17 protein-coding genes are annotated in these 19,958 nt (G+C 66.6%); 15 read left to right on the top strand and 2 right to left on the bottom strand.

Features of this window, described 5'->3' with window-relative positions; genetic code table 11:
- The first annotated feature begins 175 nt into the window (after positions 1-175).
- Both JNB_RS12575 and JNB_RS12570 read left to right on the top strand, forming a co-directional pair.
- Entirely contained in the window at positions 176-1,312 is a 1,137-nt protein-coding gene (locus JNB_RS12575) for a PIN domain-containing protein (RefSeq protein WP_158306142.1), read from the top strand.
- A gap of 259 nt (positions 1,313-1,571) precedes the next feature.
- The gene (locus tag JNB_RS12570; RefSeq protein WP_040883780.1) at positions 1,572-2,558 is read left to right on the top strand and encodes an IS481-like element ISJs1 family transposase; all 987 of its coding nucleotides are present in this window, start codon (positions 1,572-1,574) and stop codon (positions 2,556-2,558) included.
- A 550-nt stretch (positions 2,559-3,108) separates the two neighbouring features.
- Here the strand turns inward: JNB_RS12570 and JNB_RS12565 are convergent.
- Positions 3,109-3,585 carry a hypothetical protein gene (locus tag JNB_RS12565; RefSeq protein WP_009776864.1) on the bottom strand — a complete coding sequence of 159 codons (477 nt, stop codon included), beginning with the start codon at positions 3,583-3,585 and terminating at the stop codon, positions 3,109-3,111.
- Positions 3,586-3,691: 106 nt separating this feature from the next.
- Here JNB_RS12565 and JNB_RS20545 point away from each other — a divergent pair, with 106 nt between their 5' ends.
- The 11 genes from JNB_RS20545 to JNB_RS12505 all read left to right on the top strand — a co-directional run bounded on the left by JNB_RS20545 (position 3,692) and on the right by JNB_RS12505 (position 15,473).
- On the top strand, positions 3,692-5,296 hold the full coding sequence (locus tag JNB_RS20545; protein ID WP_009776863.1) for a hypothetical protein: 1,605 nt from the start codon (positions 3,692-3,694) through the stop codon (positions 5,294-5,296).
- Between the two features lie 259 nt (positions 5,297-5,555).
- Positions 5,556-6,748 (top strand): IS3 family transposase gene (locus JNB_RS12550; protein WP_237700583.1). Its coding sequence is split into 2 segments (ribosomal slippage): positions 5,556-5,834 and positions 5,837-6,748, totalling 1,191 coding nucleotides; the frame shifts between segments, so codons are not numbered across the junction.
- Positions 6,749-6,810: 62 nt separating this feature from the next.
- Positions 6,811-7,068: a DUF1778 domain-containing protein gene (locus JNB_RS12545; RefSeq protein WP_009776862.1), complete on the top strand. Its 258-nt coding sequence runs from the start codon at positions 6,811-6,813 to the stop codon at positions 7,066-7,068.
- Positions 7,069-7,252: 184 nt separating this feature from the next.
- Positions 7,253-8,143, top strand: a complete 891-nt coding sequence (locus tag JNB_RS12540) for a hypothetical protein (protein WP_040883778.1) — start codon at positions 7,253-7,255, stop codon at positions 8,141-8,143.
- The gene (locus JNB_RS21340) at positions 8,140-8,886 is read left to right on the top strand and encodes a hypothetical protein (RefSeq protein ID WP_148232412.1); all 747 of its coding nucleotides are present in this window, start codon (positions 8,140-8,142) and stop codon (positions 8,884-8,886) included. Before JNB_RS12540 ends, JNB_RS21340 begins: the two co-directional genes overlap by 4 nt.
- Before the next feature lie 457 nt (positions 8,887-9,343).
- The gene (locus JNB_RS12525; RefSeq protein ID WP_009776856.1) at positions 9,344-10,027 is read left to right on the top strand and encodes a DUF6345 domain-containing protein; all 684 of its coding nucleotides are present in this window, start codon (positions 9,344-9,346) and stop codon (positions 10,025-10,027) included.
- Between the two features lie 14 nt (positions 10,028-10,041).
- Positions 10,042-11,004 carry a hypothetical protein gene (locus JNB_RS20540; protein ID WP_148232411.1) on the top strand — a complete coding sequence of 321 codons (963 nt, stop codon included), beginning with the start codon at positions 10,042-10,044 and terminating at the stop codon, positions 11,002-11,004.
- 269 nt (positions 11,005-11,273) lie between these two features.
- Positions 11,274-12,971 (top strand): ribonuclease J, encoded by a 1,698-nt coding sequence (locus JNB_RS12520; RefSeq protein ID WP_009776854.1) that lies wholly within the window; start codon positions 11,274-11,276, stop codon positions 12,969-12,971.
- Positions 12,972-13,026: 55 nt separating this feature from the next.
- Positions 13,027-13,926 carry a DMT family transporter gene (locus JNB_RS12515; RefSeq protein WP_148232410.1) on the top strand — a complete coding sequence of 300 codons (900 nt, stop codon included), beginning with the start codon at positions 13,027-13,029 and terminating at the stop codon, positions 13,924-13,926.
- A gap of 31 nt (positions 13,927-13,957) precedes the next feature.
- Entirely contained in the window at positions 13,958-14,704 is a 747-nt protein-coding gene (locus JNB_RS12510) for an SDR family NAD(P)-dependent oxidoreductase (RefSeq protein WP_202795229.1), read from the top strand.
- Positions 14,705-14,831: 127 nt separating this feature from the next.
- Positions 14,832-15,473, top strand: coding sequence for a DNA-3-methyladenine glycosylase (locus JNB_RS12505; protein ID WP_009776850.1), 642 nt, complete (start codon positions 14,832-14,834; stop codon positions 15,471-15,473).
- A 21-nt stretch (positions 15,474-15,494) separates the two neighbouring features.
- On the opposite strand, the gene JNB_RS21545 is transcribed toward JNB_RS12505, so the two are convergent.
- Positions 15,495-15,995 carry a hypothetical protein gene (locus JNB_RS21545; RefSeq protein ID WP_158306141.1) on the bottom strand — a complete coding sequence of 167 codons (501 nt, stop codon included), beginning with the start codon at positions 15,993-15,995 and terminating at the stop codon, positions 15,495-15,497.
- 788 nt (positions 15,996-16,783) lie between these two features.
- On the opposite strand from JNB_RS21545, the gene JNB_RS22225 reads away from it, so the two are divergent.
- Both JNB_RS22225 and JNB_RS12490 read left to right on the top strand, forming a co-directional pair.
- Entirely contained in the window at positions 16,784-19,495 is a 2,712-nt protein-coding gene (locus JNB_RS22225; RefSeq protein ID WP_009776848.1) for a hypothetical protein, read from the top strand.
- A gap of 194 nt (positions 19,496-19,689) precedes the next feature.
- Positions 19,690-19,935: a WhiB family transcriptional regulator gene (locus tag JNB_RS12490; RefSeq protein WP_040883775.1), complete on the top strand. Its 246-nt coding sequence runs from the start codon at positions 19,690-19,692 to the stop codon at positions 19,933-19,935.
- Positions 19,936-19,958: the final 23 nt, after the last annotated feature.

The following is a 19,958-nucleotide window of genomic DNA, read 5'->3' as shown; positions in this document are numbered from 1 at the left end:
AAACGGGCTGCAGTTGGCGCGATCAGACGGCGACGGGGCGCACTGGACGCCCGGGGGGTGTACGGCGCAGACCAGCCACTCACGAGCCTGCCTGAACGAGGCCGGACGAATCTGTCCCGGCGCGGTGACGCCGGGCGGGAGTGGGCGAGCTCCACCTAGGCTCCCGATTATGGAAATGAGGAGCAAGACAACCCCGTGTGTCGTGCTCGACGCGACGGAGATTCACAGGGACTGGTTTCTGGCGGGCCTCGAGTTCCCGCTTCTCCGCTTCCTATCTAGCTCACACCGAGTCGACCCGGTTGTCCCGGCCTCGGTCGTCGCCGAGGCGGTTGCTAACCACGAGCGTCACTACACAGTCGCTCGACGGGCGATGACAAAGGCTGCGACCGAGTTCCGAAGAGTGACGGGCGTTGCCTCAGGCTTCCCAGTGCCGGAATCCAACGACCAGTTGAACTACGAACTCGTGCTGAGGGAAAGGTTTGAAAGCCTTTGGATCGAGGTCGCGGCAACTCCACAGACTCCTCACGAGGAGATCGTGGCCCGCGCCGTGTCGCGTAGGCCGCCCTTTGACCAGAACGGAAGCGGTTACCGGGACACGCTTACGTGGATGACCTGCGTCGAGCTCGCCAACCAAGGCCGAGACGTGTATCTCGTCAGTCAGGACAAGGACTTCGCCGGACGAAATCTCCAGCTTGCCCCCCAACTCGAAGCGGAGGTCGCGGCCCTTGAGGGCAACGTCACTCTCGTGCGCAACTTGGGCAAGTGGCTGACCGAACAGGTGCCCTGGAAGGACGTCTCGGACCTTCGGGAGGCGTCCGGCCTCGCCAGAGACGAACAGGTGGCGGCCATGTTTGCGCCTTGGGACATGTTCGAGGATCCGGGTCTCACGGCAGAGGAACTCGGGCTGCCGCCAGATTCCAACATCACCGATGTGAGCTACGGTGGAACGGGCGGCCACGGATTCGGGTATCTCGAGCGGTTGAGCCACGAGAAGACTGAAAGCGGTGCCAATCGAGTCGTTTACGAGTTCCCGATTGAGTTTGAGGTCGAGGTGTCCATGAATTCAGAGGAAGCGCGCCAGGCGGGTCTGATTCAGCATGAGAACAACTGGACCGGCGTGGAGCAGATCACGACGTCCATCCCAATGACCGGCCTGATGACGGTCGTGCACGATGAGCGCGACGTTGAGACGCCGCTGTACTTCGACTCGTTCGAGTTCGTTCTCGACCGGGACACCGCCGTGCCGAGACCTGGCGACCACCCTGACCAGTTGCGGCTCTTCGACGGCGAAGGCGGTGCGAGCAGTCGATAGGGCAGCATTCTCCGGTTGGGAGTGAGTCCGGCTGGGGCGAACTCGTCCTGACGATTTGGGCGTGAGGCCGGCACCCTTAGCCTCCGCAGTTCGGCGCGGGGTGTTGGGGTCCTCCCGAGTGGATTCAGAGGGCTAGGTGTACTGACCCGACAGGTTGGTTGAGTGATTGCGATCCGCTGATCTGATCAGTGGCGCGGGAAGGGCCTCCCGCGGTGGAGTGGAACTGCCAAGTCACCACTGCCACACACAGGAGGCCCTCATGTCCCACGCTAATGCCGCTTTGACGGTTCGTCACCGGCTCAAGGTCGCTCAGCTCGTCGTCGATCAGCGAGTCCCGATCAGCGAGGTCGCGGCACGATTCCAATGTTCCTGGCCGACGGTGAAGCGATGGGCCGATCGGTACGCCGCTGGTGAACCGATGAGCGACCGCTCGAGCCGTCCACACGCGATGCCCGCCAAGACGTCTCCCTCGACGACGAAGCGGATCGTGTCGTTGCGGCTGCGCAAACGGTTGGGCCCGGTCCAGCTCGCCGCACACGTGGGGGTTGCACCCTCCACAGTGCACCGGGTGCTCACCAGGTGCCACCTCAACCGGTTGGCGCACGTCGACCGTGCCACCGGGGAGCCGGTGCGCCGTTACGAGCACGAGCGCCCCGGGGACATGCTGCACGTGGACGTCAAGAAGTTCGGAAACATCCCCGACGGTGGCGGGTGGCGCTTCGTGGGCCGAGCCCAAGGCGGGAAGAACCGGGCAGGCACCCCGGGCAAACCGAGGAACAAGCATTACCAGCCGAAGATGGGCCACGCGTTCGTGCACACCGTCATCGATGACCACTCTCGTGTGGCCTACGCCGAGGTCCACGACAACGAAACCGCCGTGACCGCCACTGGTGTCCTACGCCGCGCCGTCGCCTGGTTCGCTGTCCGTGGCATCACCACACGCAGAGTCCTGTCCGACAACGGATCCGCCTACATCTCGCACCTGTGGCGCGACGTGTGCGCCGAGCTCGGGATCAAGCACTCCCGCACCCGACCCCGCCGTCCGCAGACCAACGGCAAGATCGAACGCTTCCACCGCACCATGGCCGACGGGTGGGGATACGCCCGCTGCTACACCTCAGAAACCGAACGACGCCAAGCTCTGCCAGCATGGCTCCACGAGTACAACCACCACCGACCCCACACCGCCTGCGGGAACAAGCCACCCATCACCCGCTTAACCAACCTGTCGGGTCAGTACAGCTAGGCGCGTCTGACGACGTCCTGGCCACCAGTCACTGGTGGTGGTGGGGTCAACGCATCGGTCCGCCCTTGGGCTTATGGCGCAATCCGCCCAAGTGGGGCCCAAGGATCGATGTCGCTCGTGCGGTGTTCCGGAAGCGCTGACAGGGCAGATTGAGCATTTGCCCCAGAATTTGAAGCAAAGGCTCCCAGGCCGACGGGAGCGTAGAGCTGCTCACGGGAACGTATCTGGGCGGCATACCCGGTCATCCTTGCTTGTGTCGCCACCGACTCCCGGTGGTGCAACAGGAAAGCAAGGGGGCACGACATGGCCAAGTACGTGGGGTCGTAGTGGCCGGAGACACCGTCGACGGTCGTCGACTCGAGGCTGAAGGCTTGCGGCGACGCTCGGCGGGCTGTGCGAGTTCGACTGGGCCCAGAACCACGATGAGAGCGACGTCAAGAAGTCCGACTTCGTGACGACCGCCAACACCACTCAACGCAGCGACCAGGTCGGCGCGATGCAGATGAGCTCGCACGACTGGTCCGAGGCTCTTCGTCTGGGCTGACCTCGGCTACGCAGCGGGTGGCGGGGGCGGGTAGTCGGGGCCGCCCCAGCCGACGTGCCAACTGTGCGGTTCCCACGAGTCCGAGAAGGCGACCGGCACGGTCTCGAGGCGTTCGCACTCGGCGAGCAGGCCGGCATACCAACGCATGTATGGCATGTCCCCGCCGCGCAAGGAGCGCTCCGGGAGGAGCGTGAGGATGTGATCGGCGACCTCGGCCGGGGTGGTGCGTGACGTCATGACGAGCCCGGCGTACTCCGGGCTGTTGCCCGACGTCCACGACACCGTGGGCGACGAGCCGCGGAGCTGCCAGCCCAGCCGGCTCTCCGGATCGAAGGCGGTGGCAGGTGCGATGGTGAGTCGCCAATAGAGACCTGAGGGCGCCATGCCCGGACTGATCCGCGCCAGCTCGAGGCCGCGTTCGTGCAGCACGCGCACTCCGCGCAGCAGCAGCCGGCAGTGGTCCATGACCTCGAGTTCGCTCACAGCACCATCCAACGCGATCGCGCCCGACGTATCTCCCACTCCACCAAGGCCTCCTCCCTGATGACAGGTGCGCCATTCCGCGCGCCCGCATTCCTGGAGGCTTGCCATGCCCGGCCACGAACTCTTCGACACCGTCACCCTCGACCGGTTCAACGACGTCCTCCTCACCAAGGCGCCTCGCCCCCACGTCCTGCTCGACGTCGCCGAACAGCGCAACGACATCGCCCAACGCCTCGAACTCGCTGCGGCCCGCGGCCTCGTCGGGACGCCCGTCTTCAAGGACCGGCCCCCGCCCCGGCGCACGGTCACGCTGGAACCGGACCAGACGGCATACCGGAATCAAGGCGGTCGCGGGACCTGTTACGCATTCGCGACGGTGGCCGCCATGGAAGCCGCGTACCGGCGCGACCACGGCGTCGTGCTCGACCTCTCGGAGGACTTCCTCTTCCACCTCAACAAGGTCGCCGAGCTGTTCGACTTCTACCTCGGTGGTTCGCCCGCCCATGAGAACAACACCTCCTACGAGGGCTTCCAGGGCTCGTCCGACATCGTCGCGAAGGTCGCTCGCTGCGCCATCCCCGACGAAGCCGCCGCGCCCTACCGATCGGACGTGGAGCTCGAAACCATCCGCACGTCCGACCCGGCGATCGGCACCCTGGATTGGACGACGAGCACCCAGGACCAGTTCGACCGATTCGAGTTCGACGAGCGATACATACCCACACCCGCCCGGTATGCCGCCCGCTACCGTGTGCGGTCCCTTCAGTTCCTGCCCAGCGCGTCACGCGAGAACGTCATGGCCGTCATCGACGCGGGCCACGAGGTCATCACCGACATCCCCGGCCACTGCTTCCTCATCATTGGCTATGACCTCACCACCGAGGAGTGGATCGTCAAGAACTCCTGGGGCTCCCCCGGCCCCGAACGCTGGTCCATGGCCACGACCCCACTGCTTGGCGGCACCTACATCACCGCGATGGAGCCGCCCGACGCAGCGCGTGACCTGGAGGCGACGTGGATCGGGCGCTGGCACATGAACCACGACGGGTGGCAGGGGCAGCTCGTCCTGCGGCGGACCCAGAACTTCCGGGCTGCGGACGGCGACTTCACCAAGGTCGGCGACTACTTCTTCAACGGCGGGCCTGCCCGGCAGGTCAATGGGCGCACCGAGGACGACGGACGCCAGCTGCACTTCTGGATCGCCGACCAAGCCGGACGCATCACGCCGGGCATGCAGTCGGGACAGGAGTTCCGGGCCTACCAGTTCACCCGCGAGGACGGCCTCGCCGCCGGCGTGACGTGGTGGAACGGCTGCCCGTTCGGCGTGACGATGGCGCGAGCAGCGATCCCCAGCCCTCTGCGAAGCGCGGGATGGCAGGGCGACTGGGAGATGAACCACGACGGCTGGCACGGACGGCTCAGCATCACGTCGACCGGGCCGTGGGCCGGCACCTACACGCCTGACGGTGGGGCGCCGCTGGCATTGCGTGACTTCGTGGCGCCCGACGGCTATCAGCTGTCGTTCTCGATCCCCTTCGCCGACGACAACATCCAGCGGTTCACCCTGCTCAACCACACGCAGGAGAGCGGACGCTTCTCCGGGACGACGGTGTGGGCCGGGATGACGTTCGGCGTGCAGGGACGTCGCGCCCGCCCACAGTGGGGCCGCGTCAAGGACCTCAACCGGGTGCGCATCCCTCGGATCGGCTGAGGTTTCATCGGGGCTTGACACCGATCCAGCCGCCTAGGGAGTGTCTTTGCTTCACATGTTGAAGCAAAGACACTCCTTTCCCAACACCGTACGAGCGCCACTTCGGGCCACGGTCAACGAGGGCTGAAAGCATTCGATACGTACGTACATGGTGTGTACGGTTGAGTTCGAATGGCTGGGAGAATGACATGAGGGTCTGCCCAGAGTTTGGTTGACACCTGACCTGTGAGGATTCGTCCTCGCTGGAAGGATGTTCACCATGGCGAAGGCATATCCCAAGGAGTTCCGCGACGACGTCTTGGCAGTGGCCCGCAAGGGCGACGCTGCGATGTCCCAGATCGCGAAGGACTTCGGAATCTCCGAAGGCACGCTGTCCAACTGGCTCAAGCGGGCGGACATCGAGGACGGCAACCGTCCCGGCGTGACCGACGCCGCCCGTATGGAGTCTCGGGAGAAGGACAAGCGGATCCGGCTCCTTGAGCAGGAGAACGAGGTCCTGCGGCGTGCCGCTGCCTATCTGTCGCAGGCCAACCTGCCGGGAAAATAGTCTTCCCTCTCGTCCGCGAATTGGCCGCGACCGGTGCCCGCATCAGGGTGCCGGTCGCGGTGGCGTGCAGGGTCCTGGGCTGGTCGACCCAGGGGTACTACAAGTGGCTCAACGCCCCCGTCAGTCAGCGGGACTGGGATGACGCGCACGTCATCGAGGTGATCCGGGGGATCCACGAAGACGACCCCACGCTGGGCTACCGATTCATCGCCGACGAGCTCGAGGACCACAACGTCCAAGCCTCAGAGAACCGTGTGTGGCGGCTGTGCTCGACCGCAGGGATCTTCGCCTCGCACCACCGGCGCAGGGGCAAGGCCGGCAAGCCCGGACCGGCCGTGCACGATGACCTGCTCGCCAGCGTCGACGAGAAGGGCCGGGTCACCCACGACTTCACCGGCGCTGCGACCGGACCGAACCAGGTGTGGCTGACCGACATCAGCGAGCACCCCACACGTGAGGGCAAGCTCTACCTGTGCGCGGTCAAGGACGTGTACTCCAACAAAATCGTGGGCTACTCCATCGACTCACGGATGAAGTCGTCCCTGGCCGCATCGGCGCTGCGGAACGCGATCGCGCTGCGCGCACCGGTGAGCACGATCGTGCACTCGGATCGGGGCAGCCAATTTCGTTCGAAGAAGGTCGTGCGCCTGCTGAAGAACAACGGCCTGCGCGGGTCGATGGGTCGCGTCGGATCATCCGGTGACAACGCCGCCATGGAGTCGTTTTTCTCACTGCTGCAAAAGAACGTCCTGAACACGCGGCGTTGGGAAAGCCGCGATGAACTCCGGCTCGCGATCGTCATCTGGATCGAAACCAAGTACAACCGCCGCCGTCGCCAGCGGGCCCTGGGCAAGCTCACCCCGATCGAGTTTGAGATGATCTACGCAGCCGCAGAAGCGGCCTGAGAATCATCAACCCCGAGTGTCAACCAGACCGGGGGCAGTCCCTGAGCACGAAGACTGAACGCGTGAACCTCCGCTGCAGTGCGGACTCGCTGGACCTCCTGCGTGAAGCCGCTGAGGTCCAGGACCAGGACCTGACCAGCTTCATGCTTGCCGCTGCACTGGATCGTGCACGTCAGGTATTGGCCGAAGAGCGCGCACTTCGGCTGACGCCCGCCGATGTGCTGCAGCTTGAGGCGGCACTCGATGCCGAGGCCAAGCCGAACCCGCAGCTCAAGTCGCTCCTTCGCTCGGTGCGAGCCGCGCGCAAGGCCGACGCCTGAGCCAGGCATCGGGATCGGTCAGGGGGCTCGCCAAGGTCCGCTTCGATCGGGGTGTGACCTCGCCGCGAGCGCAGGCCCAGAACTCACCTGCGGTTGGGCGTGCTGCCTGTGCATGACTGAGGTGGAGTGTCGCCCTCCGATGCAAGGATGAGTCGAGTATCGGACGAGCAGCGACGGAGATGTCATGGCCGAATACCGAGTCCAAGACATCAGTTCTTGGCCCTTGGTCTTCCAGGAATCTCGAGGGCTCGACCCAAAGGGATGGGTGGCTCCACCTGACGTCGTCACTCGAGAACAGCAGAGCGACTGGTGGTTGTATAAGCCCATCAAGAAGGCCTCATATCGCCGGTTTGATGACTGGTCCGAGAAATTCTCGTCCGAACTCGCCGCTTTGCTTGACCTTCCAGCCGCCCGCGTGGAATTGGCTCGGGCCTCGACAGACGCGGGAATCATCTCGCACAACGTGACTCCTGACGGGTGGACCCTGGAATCGGGAGACACGATGCTCTCGGAGGTCGATGGGTACGTCACCTGTGCGGGTGACGACCGGTTGAAGAATCGCCTGGGCCACAACCTGTCGAACATCGCCGGCGTGTTGGTCGGGGCCGCTGGTCCGCCTGGCACCTCGTGCGAGGACTGGCCAGCGTTCGACGTCTTCGTCGGCTACCTGGTCTTCGATGCGTGGATTGCCAACACGGATCGTCACGCCATCAACTGGGGACTTCTGACGAACAAGGACGATGACCGCAGAGCTCTCGCCGCATCGTTCGACCACGGCAGTGCACTCGCATCCGGGACCCAGGAGGACCGGCTCAAGAGCATCAGCGTGGAGGAGTTCGCCGCGAGAGGTTTCGCTGGTCGATTCGAGGACGGCGCGAAGCAGTCACTGGTCGATCTGGCGCGCCGAGCCGAGGACATGGCTGAGCGTCGGGCGAAGGAGTGGCGGGTTCGGCTGGCGGCGGTTCCTGAGGAAAGCGTCGCAGCTGTGCTTGCCAACATCTCTGAGATGTCAGAGGCACGCCGTACGTTTCTCACTAGACTGCTGGACATCAATCGAAGGAGGCTGCAGGCATGACCTCGACTGTTTTTGAGCCCAGGGCTCGCAGGGTTGCCTCCTCCATGCGTCTGCTGGTGACGACTCGCGACCCTCACACGCGGCAGTACCGACCCGTCGGCTTCCTTACCGAGGAGGCAGGGCACTACACGTTCGCGTATCTTCGCCGCGAGCTCGAGCGGTCAGACTTTCGGCCCCTGCCTGGACTCGTGGCCGCGACGAAAGGGCCAATGTCCTCCGGTCATCTGTTTCCACTCTTTGCGGAGCGAGTGATCTCATCTCGTCGTCCAGATCGACGCGACTCATTTGAAGCGCTCGGTCTGCCCATAGACGCGGCACCGATGGAAGTTCTCGCTCGATCGCACGGTCAGCGAGTGGGCGACACGGTTGAGTTGCTGAGTGCGCCGAGTGTCGGAATCGGAGACGACGTTTCCTTCACCTTCCTGACTCATGGCGTCCGGTATCTCGCCGAGCGCGAGCAGGAACGCATCAGCGACCTGGTGCCGCTAGAGCCACTGCGACTCGTTGTTGACCATGGCAATGAGGTGAACCCGAAAGCTCAACTTGTGACAGACACCGACGAAATTCGGCTGGGTTGGCTTCCCGACCCGCTCATTGATGTCGTCGAGTCCGTGGAGAACCCGCAAGTGGTCGTCGAACAGGCCAACGGTCCCGAGGTCGGTTTCCACTTCCGGCTCCTCGTTCGCTTCACCGGCCGGGCCACAGCAGAAATCTTCTCCGGGCCCTCTTGGGACACCCTCTGACCAACGACATCACGGACCGGACGGGCGATCTCTTCCGTAGCAAAGCCGTGAGTTGAACGTCGTCGGAGGACTCGACGAACCGGACGAAACTTGAGTTGTCGGCCTGGTTTGTAGCGAGGCACAACCGATCGCCCCAGGCAGTCGCGTAGTCGCGGAGCGCGAGAGCTGCCTCCTCGAGCGCTTCTTCGAGGGTCGTGCCGTCCGCCGCGATCGGCAGGCCGGTCAGGCAGATGCTCCACCCGTCGCCCTCTGCGACAACGGTGGCAGGTGCGCGAACCTTCACGGCCCCTCCCTCCAGAGCGATCTTCGCGTTCATCCAGTGTGCCGAACGGCCTGGATCAAGGCGACAACATTCAAAAGGCGGCTCACGAGAACGTATCTGGGCGGCATACCCGGTCCTCCTTGTTTGTGTCGCCACCGACTCCCGGTGGTCAAACACAAAGCAAGGGGGCACGACATGGCCAAGTACGTGGGGTCGTGGTGGATCAGGGACACCGTGGACGGGCGCCGGCTCGAGGCTGAAGGCTTCGCGTCGACGCTTGGGGGGCTGTCCGAGTTCGACTGGACCCAGAACCATGGTGAGAGCGACGTCAAGGAGTCCGACTTCGTGACGACCGCCAACACCACTCAACGCAGCGACCAGGTCGACGCGATGCAGATGAGCTCGCACGGCAACCCGAACGAGTTCCTCGTCTGGGACGGCCGCGTCAACGCGAGCGAAGCGATCGACTTCGGCAAGAACGACCTCGAGATCTTCGCGACACACGCCTGCGACCTCCTCGAGCACACGTCGAGCAACTCCGTCGGACGCTGGATCCCGGCGTTCCAGCGGCTGCACTACATGCTCGGCTTCCACAACCACTCGTACTCCGGCAGCGGGCAGGCCTCACGCGGGACGTGGTTCGCCATGTACTCCGCCTGGCTCTACTACTGGTCCGGCAGCTGGCTCTTCCGCGTCGACATCCCCGTGCGCGAAGCCTGGGCCGAAGCCAACGAGATCGTCGAGGGCAGCAACGTCACCTGGGCATACCTGCGGGCCGAGTCCCCGGACGCCCCGACCTACAACGAGCGGCTGCGCGTCGCCGAGTCCAACGACCCCGTCAGCAACCGGTCCTTCTGGACCGCGCGCGGCACGTGCTGAGCGAGGAGCCAGTCATGCCAATGCAATTCACGGACATCGACTTCAAGGTCGACCTGCCCGACATCCCCAGGATCACCCCGGTGGTCACCCACACCCCGCCCTGCCTTCGCGACAGCAAGGAGACCACGCGAGCCATCGCCGAAGTCCTCGACATCGACGTCAAGGGCACCGCCCAAGTCCCCCACGGATACGCCGTCGGCAGCGACCGCGGCCAGGTCGAGGTCTTCTCGGCGAGCGGCGCGGTCCGAGCGCGCAACACGGAGCGACTCACGGCATACGCCGATGAAAGCCGGAAGTGGAGCGACGTCGAACGCGACGACGACGGCACCTACCGTCTCGGCGACTCGACGGCCAAGGAACTCAGCCACCATGGCCTGGAACTGTTGCGCCGCATCGGAATTCGCGACGAGTACGCGAGCTTCGACGTCAGTCTCGGGCAGTGGGCGCAGCTCAACGAGGACGGCAAGGAGGTGGACAGCGGACCCGGGCGCGCAACAGTGCGATTCGCGTATGCCGTCCACGGACTTCCGCTCATCGGTCCCGGCGCGAAGACGAACCTGCACTTCGACCCCGAGGACGACGGGCGCCGGCCGGCGCTGGCGCGGATGTTCCACGTCAACCGCGGCGTCGAGACCGCCGGCGAAGTGGCGACCCAGTCACTCGACGAGGCGTTCTCCGGACTGCTCGCACAGAGCTGGTCGGGCCACGGTGTCCGCGAGGGCGCGCGCATCACCATCACGGCGGCAACCTTCGGGTTGCTCGCGCTGCCGGCCGACGTCGTGCAGACGTATGCCGCGCCGGCCCTCAGGGTCGAGGGCGAGGTCAGCGGCGTCGAGGTGGGTCGCGACGAGACGGTGTCGGTGCGGTTCGGGCAGTACCTCCAGCTGGCGCACCCCAAGGCGCTGGCGGAGGCGGGCTACGGCGGCGGGCGGCTCGAGCCGGGCGTCGTCGTGAGAGGTCGCGTTCGCGGCAAGTAGCCCTCGGGGGCACCAGCCCAGGGTCCTTGGAAACGCGTGCCAGGTGCCGCGTTTCCAAGGACCCTGAGCCGTGGTTCCACACAGGTGATGTCGTGTTCGGTCCACACATCTGGGACGCTTCCCTTGTCGCGACTCTGGACGCCAGCACCCAGCGACATCAGCACTTGCCTGGCCGGTCGAGATCTCACCAACGGAGTACATGTGAACCGCTTGCCCCACCCCCGCCCAACGTCACTGCCCAACACCCCATCGGTTGCGGGTGTGCAGCGATGAGTCGGCGGTCGACGCGCAGCAAGCGCACGGGTTCACTGCCGGCGCTGCCGCCGAACGGTCTGAGGGTGGTGCCGTTGGGCGGGCTCGGCGAGATCGGGCGCAACATGACCGTGTACGAGCACGCGGGCCGACTCCTCATCGTCGACTGCGGTGTGCTCTTCCCCGACGACTCGCAGCCCGGGGTCGACGTCATCATTCCTGACTTCACCTGGATCAGGGACCGCCTCGACAAGGTCGACGCGATCGTGCTCACGCACGGGCACGAGGACCACATTGGTGGGGTTCCCTACCTGCTGCGCGAGCGTCCCGACATCCCCGTGGTCGGTTCCCGCCTCACCCTCGCCCTGATCGAGGCCAAGCTCACCGAGCACCGGATCAAGCCGAGGACCATCGAGGTCGTCGAGGGTGACCGCCGCAAGTTCGGCCCCTTCGACTGCGAGTTCATCGCGGTCAACCACTCCATCCCCGATGGCCTCGCCGTCGCCATCCGCACCAAGGCCGGGTTGGTGCTGCACACCGGCGACTTCAAGATGGACCAGTTCCCGCTCGATGGCCGCGTCACCGACCTGCGCGCCTTCGCCCGGCTGGGTGAGGAGGGCGTTGACCTGTTCCTCCCGGACTCCACCAACGCCGAAGTGCCCGGGTTCACCGTGTCCGAGGGCGAACTCGCCCCCGCCATCGACAAGGTCTTCCGCGAGACCAAGGGCCGGGTCATCGTCTCCAGCTTCGCCAGCCACGTGCACCGCATCCAGCAGGTCCTCGACACCGCCCACCAACACAAGCGCAAGGTCGCGTTCGTCGGACGGTCCATGGTGCGCAACATGGGCATCGCCCGCGAGCTGGGCTACCTCACCATCCCCGACGGTCTCGTCGTCAAGGACCTCAAGGCCCTCGAGCGACTGCGACCGGACCAGATGACGATCATCGCGACCGGCTCCCAGGGTGAACCCATGGCAGCCCTGGCGCGCATGGCCAACCGCGACCACCCCGTCGAGATCATGCCCGGCGACACCGTCCTCATGGCCAGCTCCCTGATCCCCGGCAACGAGAACGCCATCTATCGGGTCATCAACGAGCTCACCCGCTGGGGCGCCAACGTGGTCCACAAGGGCAACGCCAAGGTCCACGTCTCCGGTCACGCCAGCGCCGGCGAGCTGGCCTACTGCTACAACATCATCGAGCCGACGAACGTGCTCCCCGTCCACGGCGAATGGCGCCACCTGCGCGCCAACGCCGACATCGCCATCCGCACCGGCGTGGACGCGGATCGGGTGCTCATCGCGCAGGACGGCAGCGTCATCGACCTCATCGATGGTCGCGCAAAGATCACCGGCAACGTCCCCGCCGGGCTGGTCTACGTCGACGCGATGACCGTGGGTGGTGCCACCGAGGAGACGCTGCATGTGCGCCGCACCCTTGCCGAGGAGGGCGTCGTCACCATCGTCTGCATCATGGACCCGGACACCGGAACCCTGGCCGAGGAGCCCGACTACCTCGCCCACGGCTTCCCGCCCGACCTGTTGGACTTCTCGGCGGCCACGCCCCTCATCCAGAAGGCCCTCACCAAGGCTGTCGCGGATGGCATCGAGGACCTGGAGCAGATCGAGGACCTCGTCCGTCGAGCCGCTTCCACCTGGGCGCACCGAACGCACCGCCGAAGCCCCCTGATCATTCCGGTGGTCGTCGACGCCTGATCATGAGCGGCGGGCAACGCCGGCGAGGTGTCAGGCCATCTGCCATCCTGTGCCGGTGCGGACCCGGCTGATCGTGACGGCGTTGCTGATCCTGGCGTGGGGCTCGACGTTCACGTCGATCAAGATCGCGCTGGAAGGTTGCCCCCCACTGGTGCTGGCCGCCACGCGGTGTCTCATCGGCGGCGGGCTCCTTGCCCTCGTTGCACTGGCGTCCGGGAGGCGACCCGGCCTGCGCGGCAACCTCGGGCCGTACGCCTTGCTGGCGCAGCTCAACGTGGTCGGCTTCTTCGGCCTCCAGGTGCTCGCGATCGACCATCTCGACTCGGGCTACGCCTCGCTGCTGCTCTACCTCCAGCCGGTGTTCACCGTGCTGCTCGCCCGGCCGCTGCTGGGGGACCCCTTGGGTCCGGTCCGCGTGCTGGGCGCGCTGACCGCCTTCGCCGGAGTCGCCGTGGTCTCGCTGCGCCACGACGGTCAGGTGTCGTCCTCTGGCATCGCGTTGGCCGTGGCGACCGCGCTCTGCTGGTCGCTGGGAACGATCACCGTCAAGCGGACGGTGTCCCGCGTCGAACCCCTGTGGGCGGTGGCGCTCCCACTTGTCGGTGGCGGGGTCCTGCTCGCTGCGGTCGCCGCCACGGCGGGCCCGGGGTCAGACGGCCTCGACCTCACTCCGCGCGTCGGTGCCGCCATCGCCTGGACGGCGCTCATCGGGACGGCGCTCGCGTGGTTGTTCTGGATGCATCTCGTGACGACGGGTGAGGTGGGGCGCGTGGCGGTCAGCATCTTCCTGGTCCCGGTCGTCGCCGTGCTCCTCGGCTGGCTGGTGCTCGACGAGCAGCTGGGCTGGCCTCTGGCCGTGGGAACGGTGCTGGTCTGTGCCGGCGTCTTCGCCGTCAACCGCTGGCCCGGCAGGCGCCGGGACGTGGCACCGGACGAAGTGGTGCATTCGACCTGATGTGGGGCGAGGTCGCTGCGAGACTCAACACGTGTCCCGCCTCCTGCTCACGCCCGTTGCCCGGGCCCGACGGCTGGGGCGGCGGCTGACCGGCGATGACTCCGGCCCTCTTGAAGGACGGCGCGTGCTCGTGACCGGCGCGTCGAGCGGCATCGGCGAGGCCACGGCATACGAGGTGGCCCGACAGGGCGCGCACGTGCACCTGCTCGCCCGGCGCGGCGAAGAGCTGCGCCGCGTCCGCGACACCATCGAGGCGGCTGGTGGCGATGCCGTCGTCCACGTGTGCGACCTGACCGACGCTGCCGAGGTGGACGCGCTTGCCGTCCGGCTGAATGCCGACCACGGTGGCGTCGACTACCTGGTCAACAACGCGGGCAGGTCGATCCGACGGAGCCTCGACCTGAGCTATGACCGGTTCCACGACGTGGAGCGGACCATGGCCGTCAACTACTTCGGTGCCGTTGGCCTGACGCTGGCGGTGCTGCCGGCGATGCGGGACCAGGGCTTCGGGCACGTCGTCAACGTCACCAGCTGGGGCGTGCAGAAGAAGCAGCCGAAGTTCAGCCCTCGCGTCGAAGTCGGCGCTCGACACATGGGGCCGCATCGCCGGGCGCGAGACCTATGCCGACGGGGTGACCTTCACCAGCGTGCGGTTCGGGCTGGTGATGACGCCGATGGTGGCGACGGTGCCGGGTGTCGCGGAGCGTCGCTCGCTCAGTCCCGACCAGGCCGCCGCGATCGTGGTCCGCGCTCTCGAAGACCGCCCGGTGACGGTTGACCGGCTCGGCGGTCACTTCTTCGCAGTGCTCAACGTCCTTGCTCCGCGAGGCAGCGATGCGTGGATGAGTCGTGGTCACCTCGCCTCGCCCGACTCTCCCGCCGCGCGCGCCAGGTAGCCGACCAGAGTGGACGAGACGCAGTGGGCGCGGCACGTCGCGGAGGTGGCGGCGGGCCATCCGCACCTCGCCGCCGAGCTCGACGACCACGGGGTGCCCGAGCGGTGGTCAAGGCCGCCGGGCTTCCCCAGCCTGGTTCTCCTCATCCTCGAGCAGCAGGTGTCGCTGGCCTCTGCCGCAGCCGCCTATGCCCGGGTCCGCGCGCGAACAGGTGCCATGACCCCCGCTGCACTCCTCGCGACCACTTCCGAGCAGCTGCGCGAGGACGGTGTCTCGCGCCAGAAGGATCGCTACCTGCGTGCGCTCTCCGCTGCCGTCGGCTCCGGCGACCTCGACCTGGCCGGGCTGGCCACGCTGCCCGACGAGGTGGCCATCAAGAGACTCACGCAGCTGTCGGGCATTGGTCCCTGGACGGCGCAGGCCTACCTGCTCGCCTGTCTCGATCGGCCCGACGTCTGGCCGGTCGGTGACCGTGCCCTCCAGGTCGCCGTGGCCGAGCGGCTCGGGCTTGCCCACGTGCCCAATGGCCGCGAGCTCGAGGTGCTCGGAGAACAGTGGCGACCGCACCGCTCCACGGCTGCGCGACTGCTGTGGCACGGCTACCTCTCGCGCCGAGGACGGCGAGAGACCAACGTCGACCTCGCTCCGTGAGGTCCCTGCAGCGTCTCCTGATCAGAGAAGGTTGAGCAGCTTGGCGCCCCGCTGGACCCAGACCATGCGGGTGTGCACCCCTTCGAGGACGGCGGGCTTCTCCAGATATCGGGTCATGCCCGTGGCCACATCGTCGGCCACGCCCGCAGGCCGCCCGAGGGAACGACTGGCCTGCCAGCACGTGTTGCCCGCGACGCCGACACCGAGTGCATCCGTCATGAGGCCCTGCACGTCAGCCACATCCATGGGCGCTTGGACCTTGGCAACGGTCGACCCGATGTCGTACCCCGACAGAGTGCACTGAGTGACGACACTTCGCGTGGTGGTCGTGCCCTTCACCCGCAGAGCCTCAACCGCGTAGGCCTGACCCCACGACGTCAGCTCCTCCACCGCGATCTTGTGCGTTTCCCAAGCGACGCTGAGCTGGGTGTTCAGCTTCAACGAGACGGCGGTCGGGGGCGCGTCGACAACGATCTGGTCCTGTGGCGCAAAGACCGCGTATCCCGGCGCATTTCCGTCCACGATGCTCCGATACGACTCAGCCACAGGCTCGGCCGACGTGCGTTGTGACGCGGCGTTTGTCGGGAAGGAGATCGTCCAGACCACGTCCGAGTTGTTCCGGAGCCAGACGCGGGTCCCGTCGGACGTGCACGCCGGAATGGTGTCCAGGTACTCCAACTCGTCCGCCACATCGACGCTGACTTCCAGTCCGTTCCACCCTGACGGGCAGGAGGCATCGGGGGTCTGGTGGGTGCCCAGGGTCGACGGGCTGGGCGTCGCAGTCGGCGATGGCGTGAACGTGGTGGTAGGCGTATAGGTAGGCGGCGGGGATGGGTCGGGGTCCGCACTGCAGCCGACAAGGCCGACAAGTCCGAGGAGTCCGACGAGTCCGACGGCGCAGACGAGCCCGGGTCGGCGGTACCTCTGTCGAGGCTGAGCACCCATACGGGCCTCCTGAGGCGCGAGAGATGAAGCGCTGCCCCACATGGTCCCGCCGGTGAGAGCGCCCAACCATCACCTGAAATGTCTCCCCTCATTGGGCTACCTGTGGGGTCACGGGTGAGGTGGGCCGGACGCAACCTGAGAGGACCCTGAGAACGGCCCGAATCTGGTCAATTCCCAGGCCTTCTCACCCCTCCGGCATGGGCGTAGGTTCCAACTGCGCCGGTGCCTGCGACCCCCATCTGAGCGGCCGGATCCGCGGCGTATCCCTGATCCAGGCAGGTTCACGCCCAGGAGGGCAAGCCATGGCAACACGAGCAGTACGGCGACGTTTGATTGCGGCTACCGCTGCAACGGCGCTCGTCGCAATGGGAGCATCCGCGGGCATCTACGCCCACATCCAGGAGGAGAACAGTCAGCCGCACTATCGCGGCTATCTGGAGAAGGCCAGCGGAGACGAAGCGGCACGCGAGGCCGCCGAGCACGGCATCGAGGGCAAGGTCGGCGACCCGAACTCGGAGTCGAGCGAGATCCTCGCCTCGCTGACGTCAGCGGCCAACGCGCGACAGGCGCCCTACGGTTCGGTCGCGGCCGGTCAGCTGTCCAGCAGCTTGGGCAACTTCCGCACGCTGGCCTCCAACGGCAGTGCGTGGAGCGAGGTCACCAACCTCAGCTACGACGCCGATGACCCCAACTACCGGGACCCCAACTTCTCGAACTCCTCCGGCGGTGCCGGCTTCGTCGCCGGACGCGTGACCGGTCTGGCGGTCGGTGGCGGCTACCTCTTCGCCGGCGGCGCCAACGGTGGCGTCTGGCGCAAGAAGCTCAACGTCGAGGCCGACCCCTCGGACGACGGAGCCTGGCAGCCCCTCTCGGACAGCATCCTGTCGCTGTCGACCGGTGACCTCGAGTGGCACGACAACGCCCTCTGGTACGCCACGGGTGAGGCCAACACCGGCGCCACCTCCTACGTCGGGGCCGGCATGTTCCGCAACGGCCGCGCCGCCGACGCCAGCGCCGCCACCGCGCAGTTCACCGACGCCGACCGCCTGGGCGGCACCGAGCTCGAGAGCCGCGGCATCAACAAGGTGCGCTTCGACGACATCCACCACTGGGCCTATGCCGCGACGACCCGTGGCCTGTGGCGCTACCCGTTGGCCGCCAACGGTTCCCCGCAATCGGCCATGAACTGGACCAACGTCTTCATGCCCAACCCGGCAGACGACACCAACATCGCCTCGCCCTACAGCAACATCGTCAACGACGTCGCGATCGACGACTCCGGCGCCGTGCTCGCCAACGCAGCCTGGCGCAGTGGCGCGGGCTACAACGGCTTCTACAAGAGTGCAGCCGGTGCCACCGGCACCTACGTCCTCGTCCAGCCGCAGGGCACCCTCGGCAACCAGTCGGTCGGCAACGCCGAGTTCGCCTGGGGCACGGACAAGGCCGGCAAGAAGACGGTCCTCTACACCGTCGTCGAGTCACCCCAGCGACTCATCAAGGGAGCCGACACCGTCCTTGACGGCGTCTACCGCTCCTCGACCGGAACCCTCGAAGGCCCGTGGAACCGCATCGCCGACAGCAACAAGCTCGGCAACTCCAGCTCGGCCCTGCACGGAGCCGACGGCAAGGGCTACAGCCCCGGAGTCCAGGCCTGGTACAACAACTTCATCGCCACCGAGCCGGGCAACCCGGACCACGTCTGGCTCGGCCTCGAGGAGATCTACGAGACCAGCAACGCCGGCTCCAGCTGGAGCGCGGTCGGTCCCTACTGGAACTTCGGCTTCAAGTGCTGGTCCCTCAAGCAGTCCGACAACACCTGCCCCGAGACCACCCACTCAGACCAGCACTCGATCGTCATCAGCGGCGGTCGCGTCTACGTCGGCAACGACGGTGGTGTGAAGTCCCGTCCGGTCAACGGCAAGGTCAACACCCAGGGCAACGCCACGGACTGGGTCAACCACTCGCCGGGTCTCGGCACGCTGCAGTACTACTCGGTCGGCGTCGGCAAGGACCCGGAGCGCTCCGGATACGCCGTCTTCGGTGGCCTCCAGGACAACGGTGGCGCGCTCATCCGCGGTGACCGCAAGGACAACCAAGGCCACACCGAGATGGTCAGCCCGTTCGGCGGCGACGGCGGCGACAGCATCGTCAACCCCAAGAACGGTTGCAACATCCTCGACGAGTACGTCTACCTCGAGCTGTGGATGACGACGAACTGCGGCCAGACGGACGGGTCGAAGAGCGCCATCATCGACCTCGCCGTCCCGGACGCGAACCCCCGCTTCACCGCTCCCTTCCGGGTCGTCCGCGGCTCCGAGAACACCGGTGACCACGCGAGTGAGCGCTGGGTGGCCGGTGGCAACGCCATCTGGACCGACGATCTCGGCTTCTCGACCACCGCGAACGACGCCGCAACGCTGGCCGGTCACGGCTGGACCAAGCGGGCCACCCTCGGCAGCGGCGGTCGCATGACCGTTGCCCTGGACGCCGTGGCCGACCCGAGCGCGAAGCGGGACGCGACGAAGGACGTTGTCGTGGCCGGCTGGTGTGGCGAGTCCAACTGCAACAGCGCCGGGTTCACCCGGGGTGTGCAGACCAACTTCGGTGGAACCTGGCACGAGCTGAGCATGACGGGCCTGCCCAACCGCTACCCGAGCGCAGTCTCCATCGACTCCGTCTCCGCTGACACGGCCACCATCTACGTGGCGTTCAACGGCTACAACCGCCGCTTCATCGAGGGCCCGGGCGCTGCTCAGGACCACGTCTGGAAGGGCGTGCTGACCAAGACCGGCGGCGTCACCTGGACGAACGAGTCAGCCGGCACGCCGGACGTCCCGTTCACCGACCTCGTCCACGTCGGCACCTCGCTCGTCGCGGGCACCGACTACGGCGTGCTCGTCGGCTCCCTCGACACTGCCGGCAACGTCACGGCCTGGAAGCGCGTCGGCGGAGTCTCCGGCACCGCGGGCGCCCTGCCGCTGTCGACCGTCTACGACCTCAACGTCGCACCGGACGGCAGCCTCTACGCCGCGACCCACGGCCGCGGCATCTGGAAGGTGGCCCTCTCGAGCCTCTGACCACAACGCAAAACCATGGCGTATGCCGTGGGGCCGGGTTCTCCCGGCCCCACGGCTTTCGCATGGCGACAATCGCCGCTGAGGTGGGTGCCGCGCACGAAATACGGCACATGCCCGATGTGGGCGGCTACCTCAGCCGACGACCGTTGACCTGTCAGCAACCGCTGATGCCGACAGGTCAGGAAGGTCCCGCGATGAGCTCCGCGTTCACCCCGTGTCAGGTCCACGCCGACGACCTGTGGTTTGCCGACGACCCGGGCGACGTCGCGCTCGCCCAGGCGTTGTGCCAGCGGTGCCCGCTGCGACGGTCCTGCCTGGACGGTGCACTCGACCGCGGCGAACGCTGGGGAGTTTGGGGCGGCCAGATCTTGCATGACGGCGCGATCGTCGAGCGCAAACCTCGGGTGGGCCGCCCGCGCAAACGCGCCACCGCAGCCTGACGGGCACGAAGTCGCCGCGGGTT

This window comes from Janibacter sp. HTCC2649, assembly GCF_000152705.1.
In the GTDB taxonomy this organism is placed as follows: Bacteria; Actinomycetota; Actinomycetes; order Actinomycetales; family Dermatophilaceae; genus Knoellia.
Note: the sequence above shows the minus strand (reverse complement) of the source record. Positions and strands in the feature narration are given on the sequence as shown.

Bases quoted from the DNA above. Each gene is read 5' to 3' on its own strand.
- JNB_RS12575 (WP_158306142.1), top strand. From the start codon at position 176: ATGAGGAGCAAGACAACCCCGTGTGTCGTGCTCGACGCGACGGAGATT.
- JNB_RS12570 (WP_040883780.1), top strand. From the start codon at position 1,572: ATGTCCCACGCTAATGCCGCTTTGACGGTTCGTCACCGGCTCAAGGTC.
- JNB_RS20545 (WP_009776863.1), top strand. From the start codon at position 3,692: ATGCCCGGCCACGAACTCTTCGACACCGTCACCCTCGACCGGTTCAAC.
- JNB_RS12540 (WP_040883778.1), top strand. From the start codon at position 7,253: ATGGCCGAATACCGAGTCCAAGACATCAGTTCTTGGCCCTTGGTCTTC.
- JNB_RS21340 (WP_148232412.1), top strand. From the start codon at position 8,140: ATGACCTCGACTGTTTTTGAGCCCAGGGCTCGCAGGGTTGCCTCCTCC.
- JNB_RS12525 (WP_009776856.1), top strand. From the start codon at position 9,344: ATGGCCAAGTACGTGGGGTCGTGGTGGATCAGGGACACCGTGGACGGG.
- JNB_RS20540 (WP_148232411.1), top strand. From the start codon at position 10,042: ATGCCAATGCAATTCACGGACATCGACTTCAAGGTCGACCTGCCCGAC.
- JNB_RS12520 (WP_009776854.1), top strand. From the start codon at position 11,274: ATGAGTCGGCGGTCGACGCGCAGCAAGCGCACGGGTTCACTGCCGGCG.
- JNB_RS22225 (WP_009776848.1), top strand. From the start codon at position 16,784: ATGGGAGCATCCGCGGGCATCTACGCCCACATCCAGGAGGAGAACAGT.
- JNB_RS12490 (WP_040883775.1), top strand. From the start codon at position 19,690: ATGAGCTCCGCGTTCACCCCGTGTCAGGTCCACGCCGACGACCTGTGG.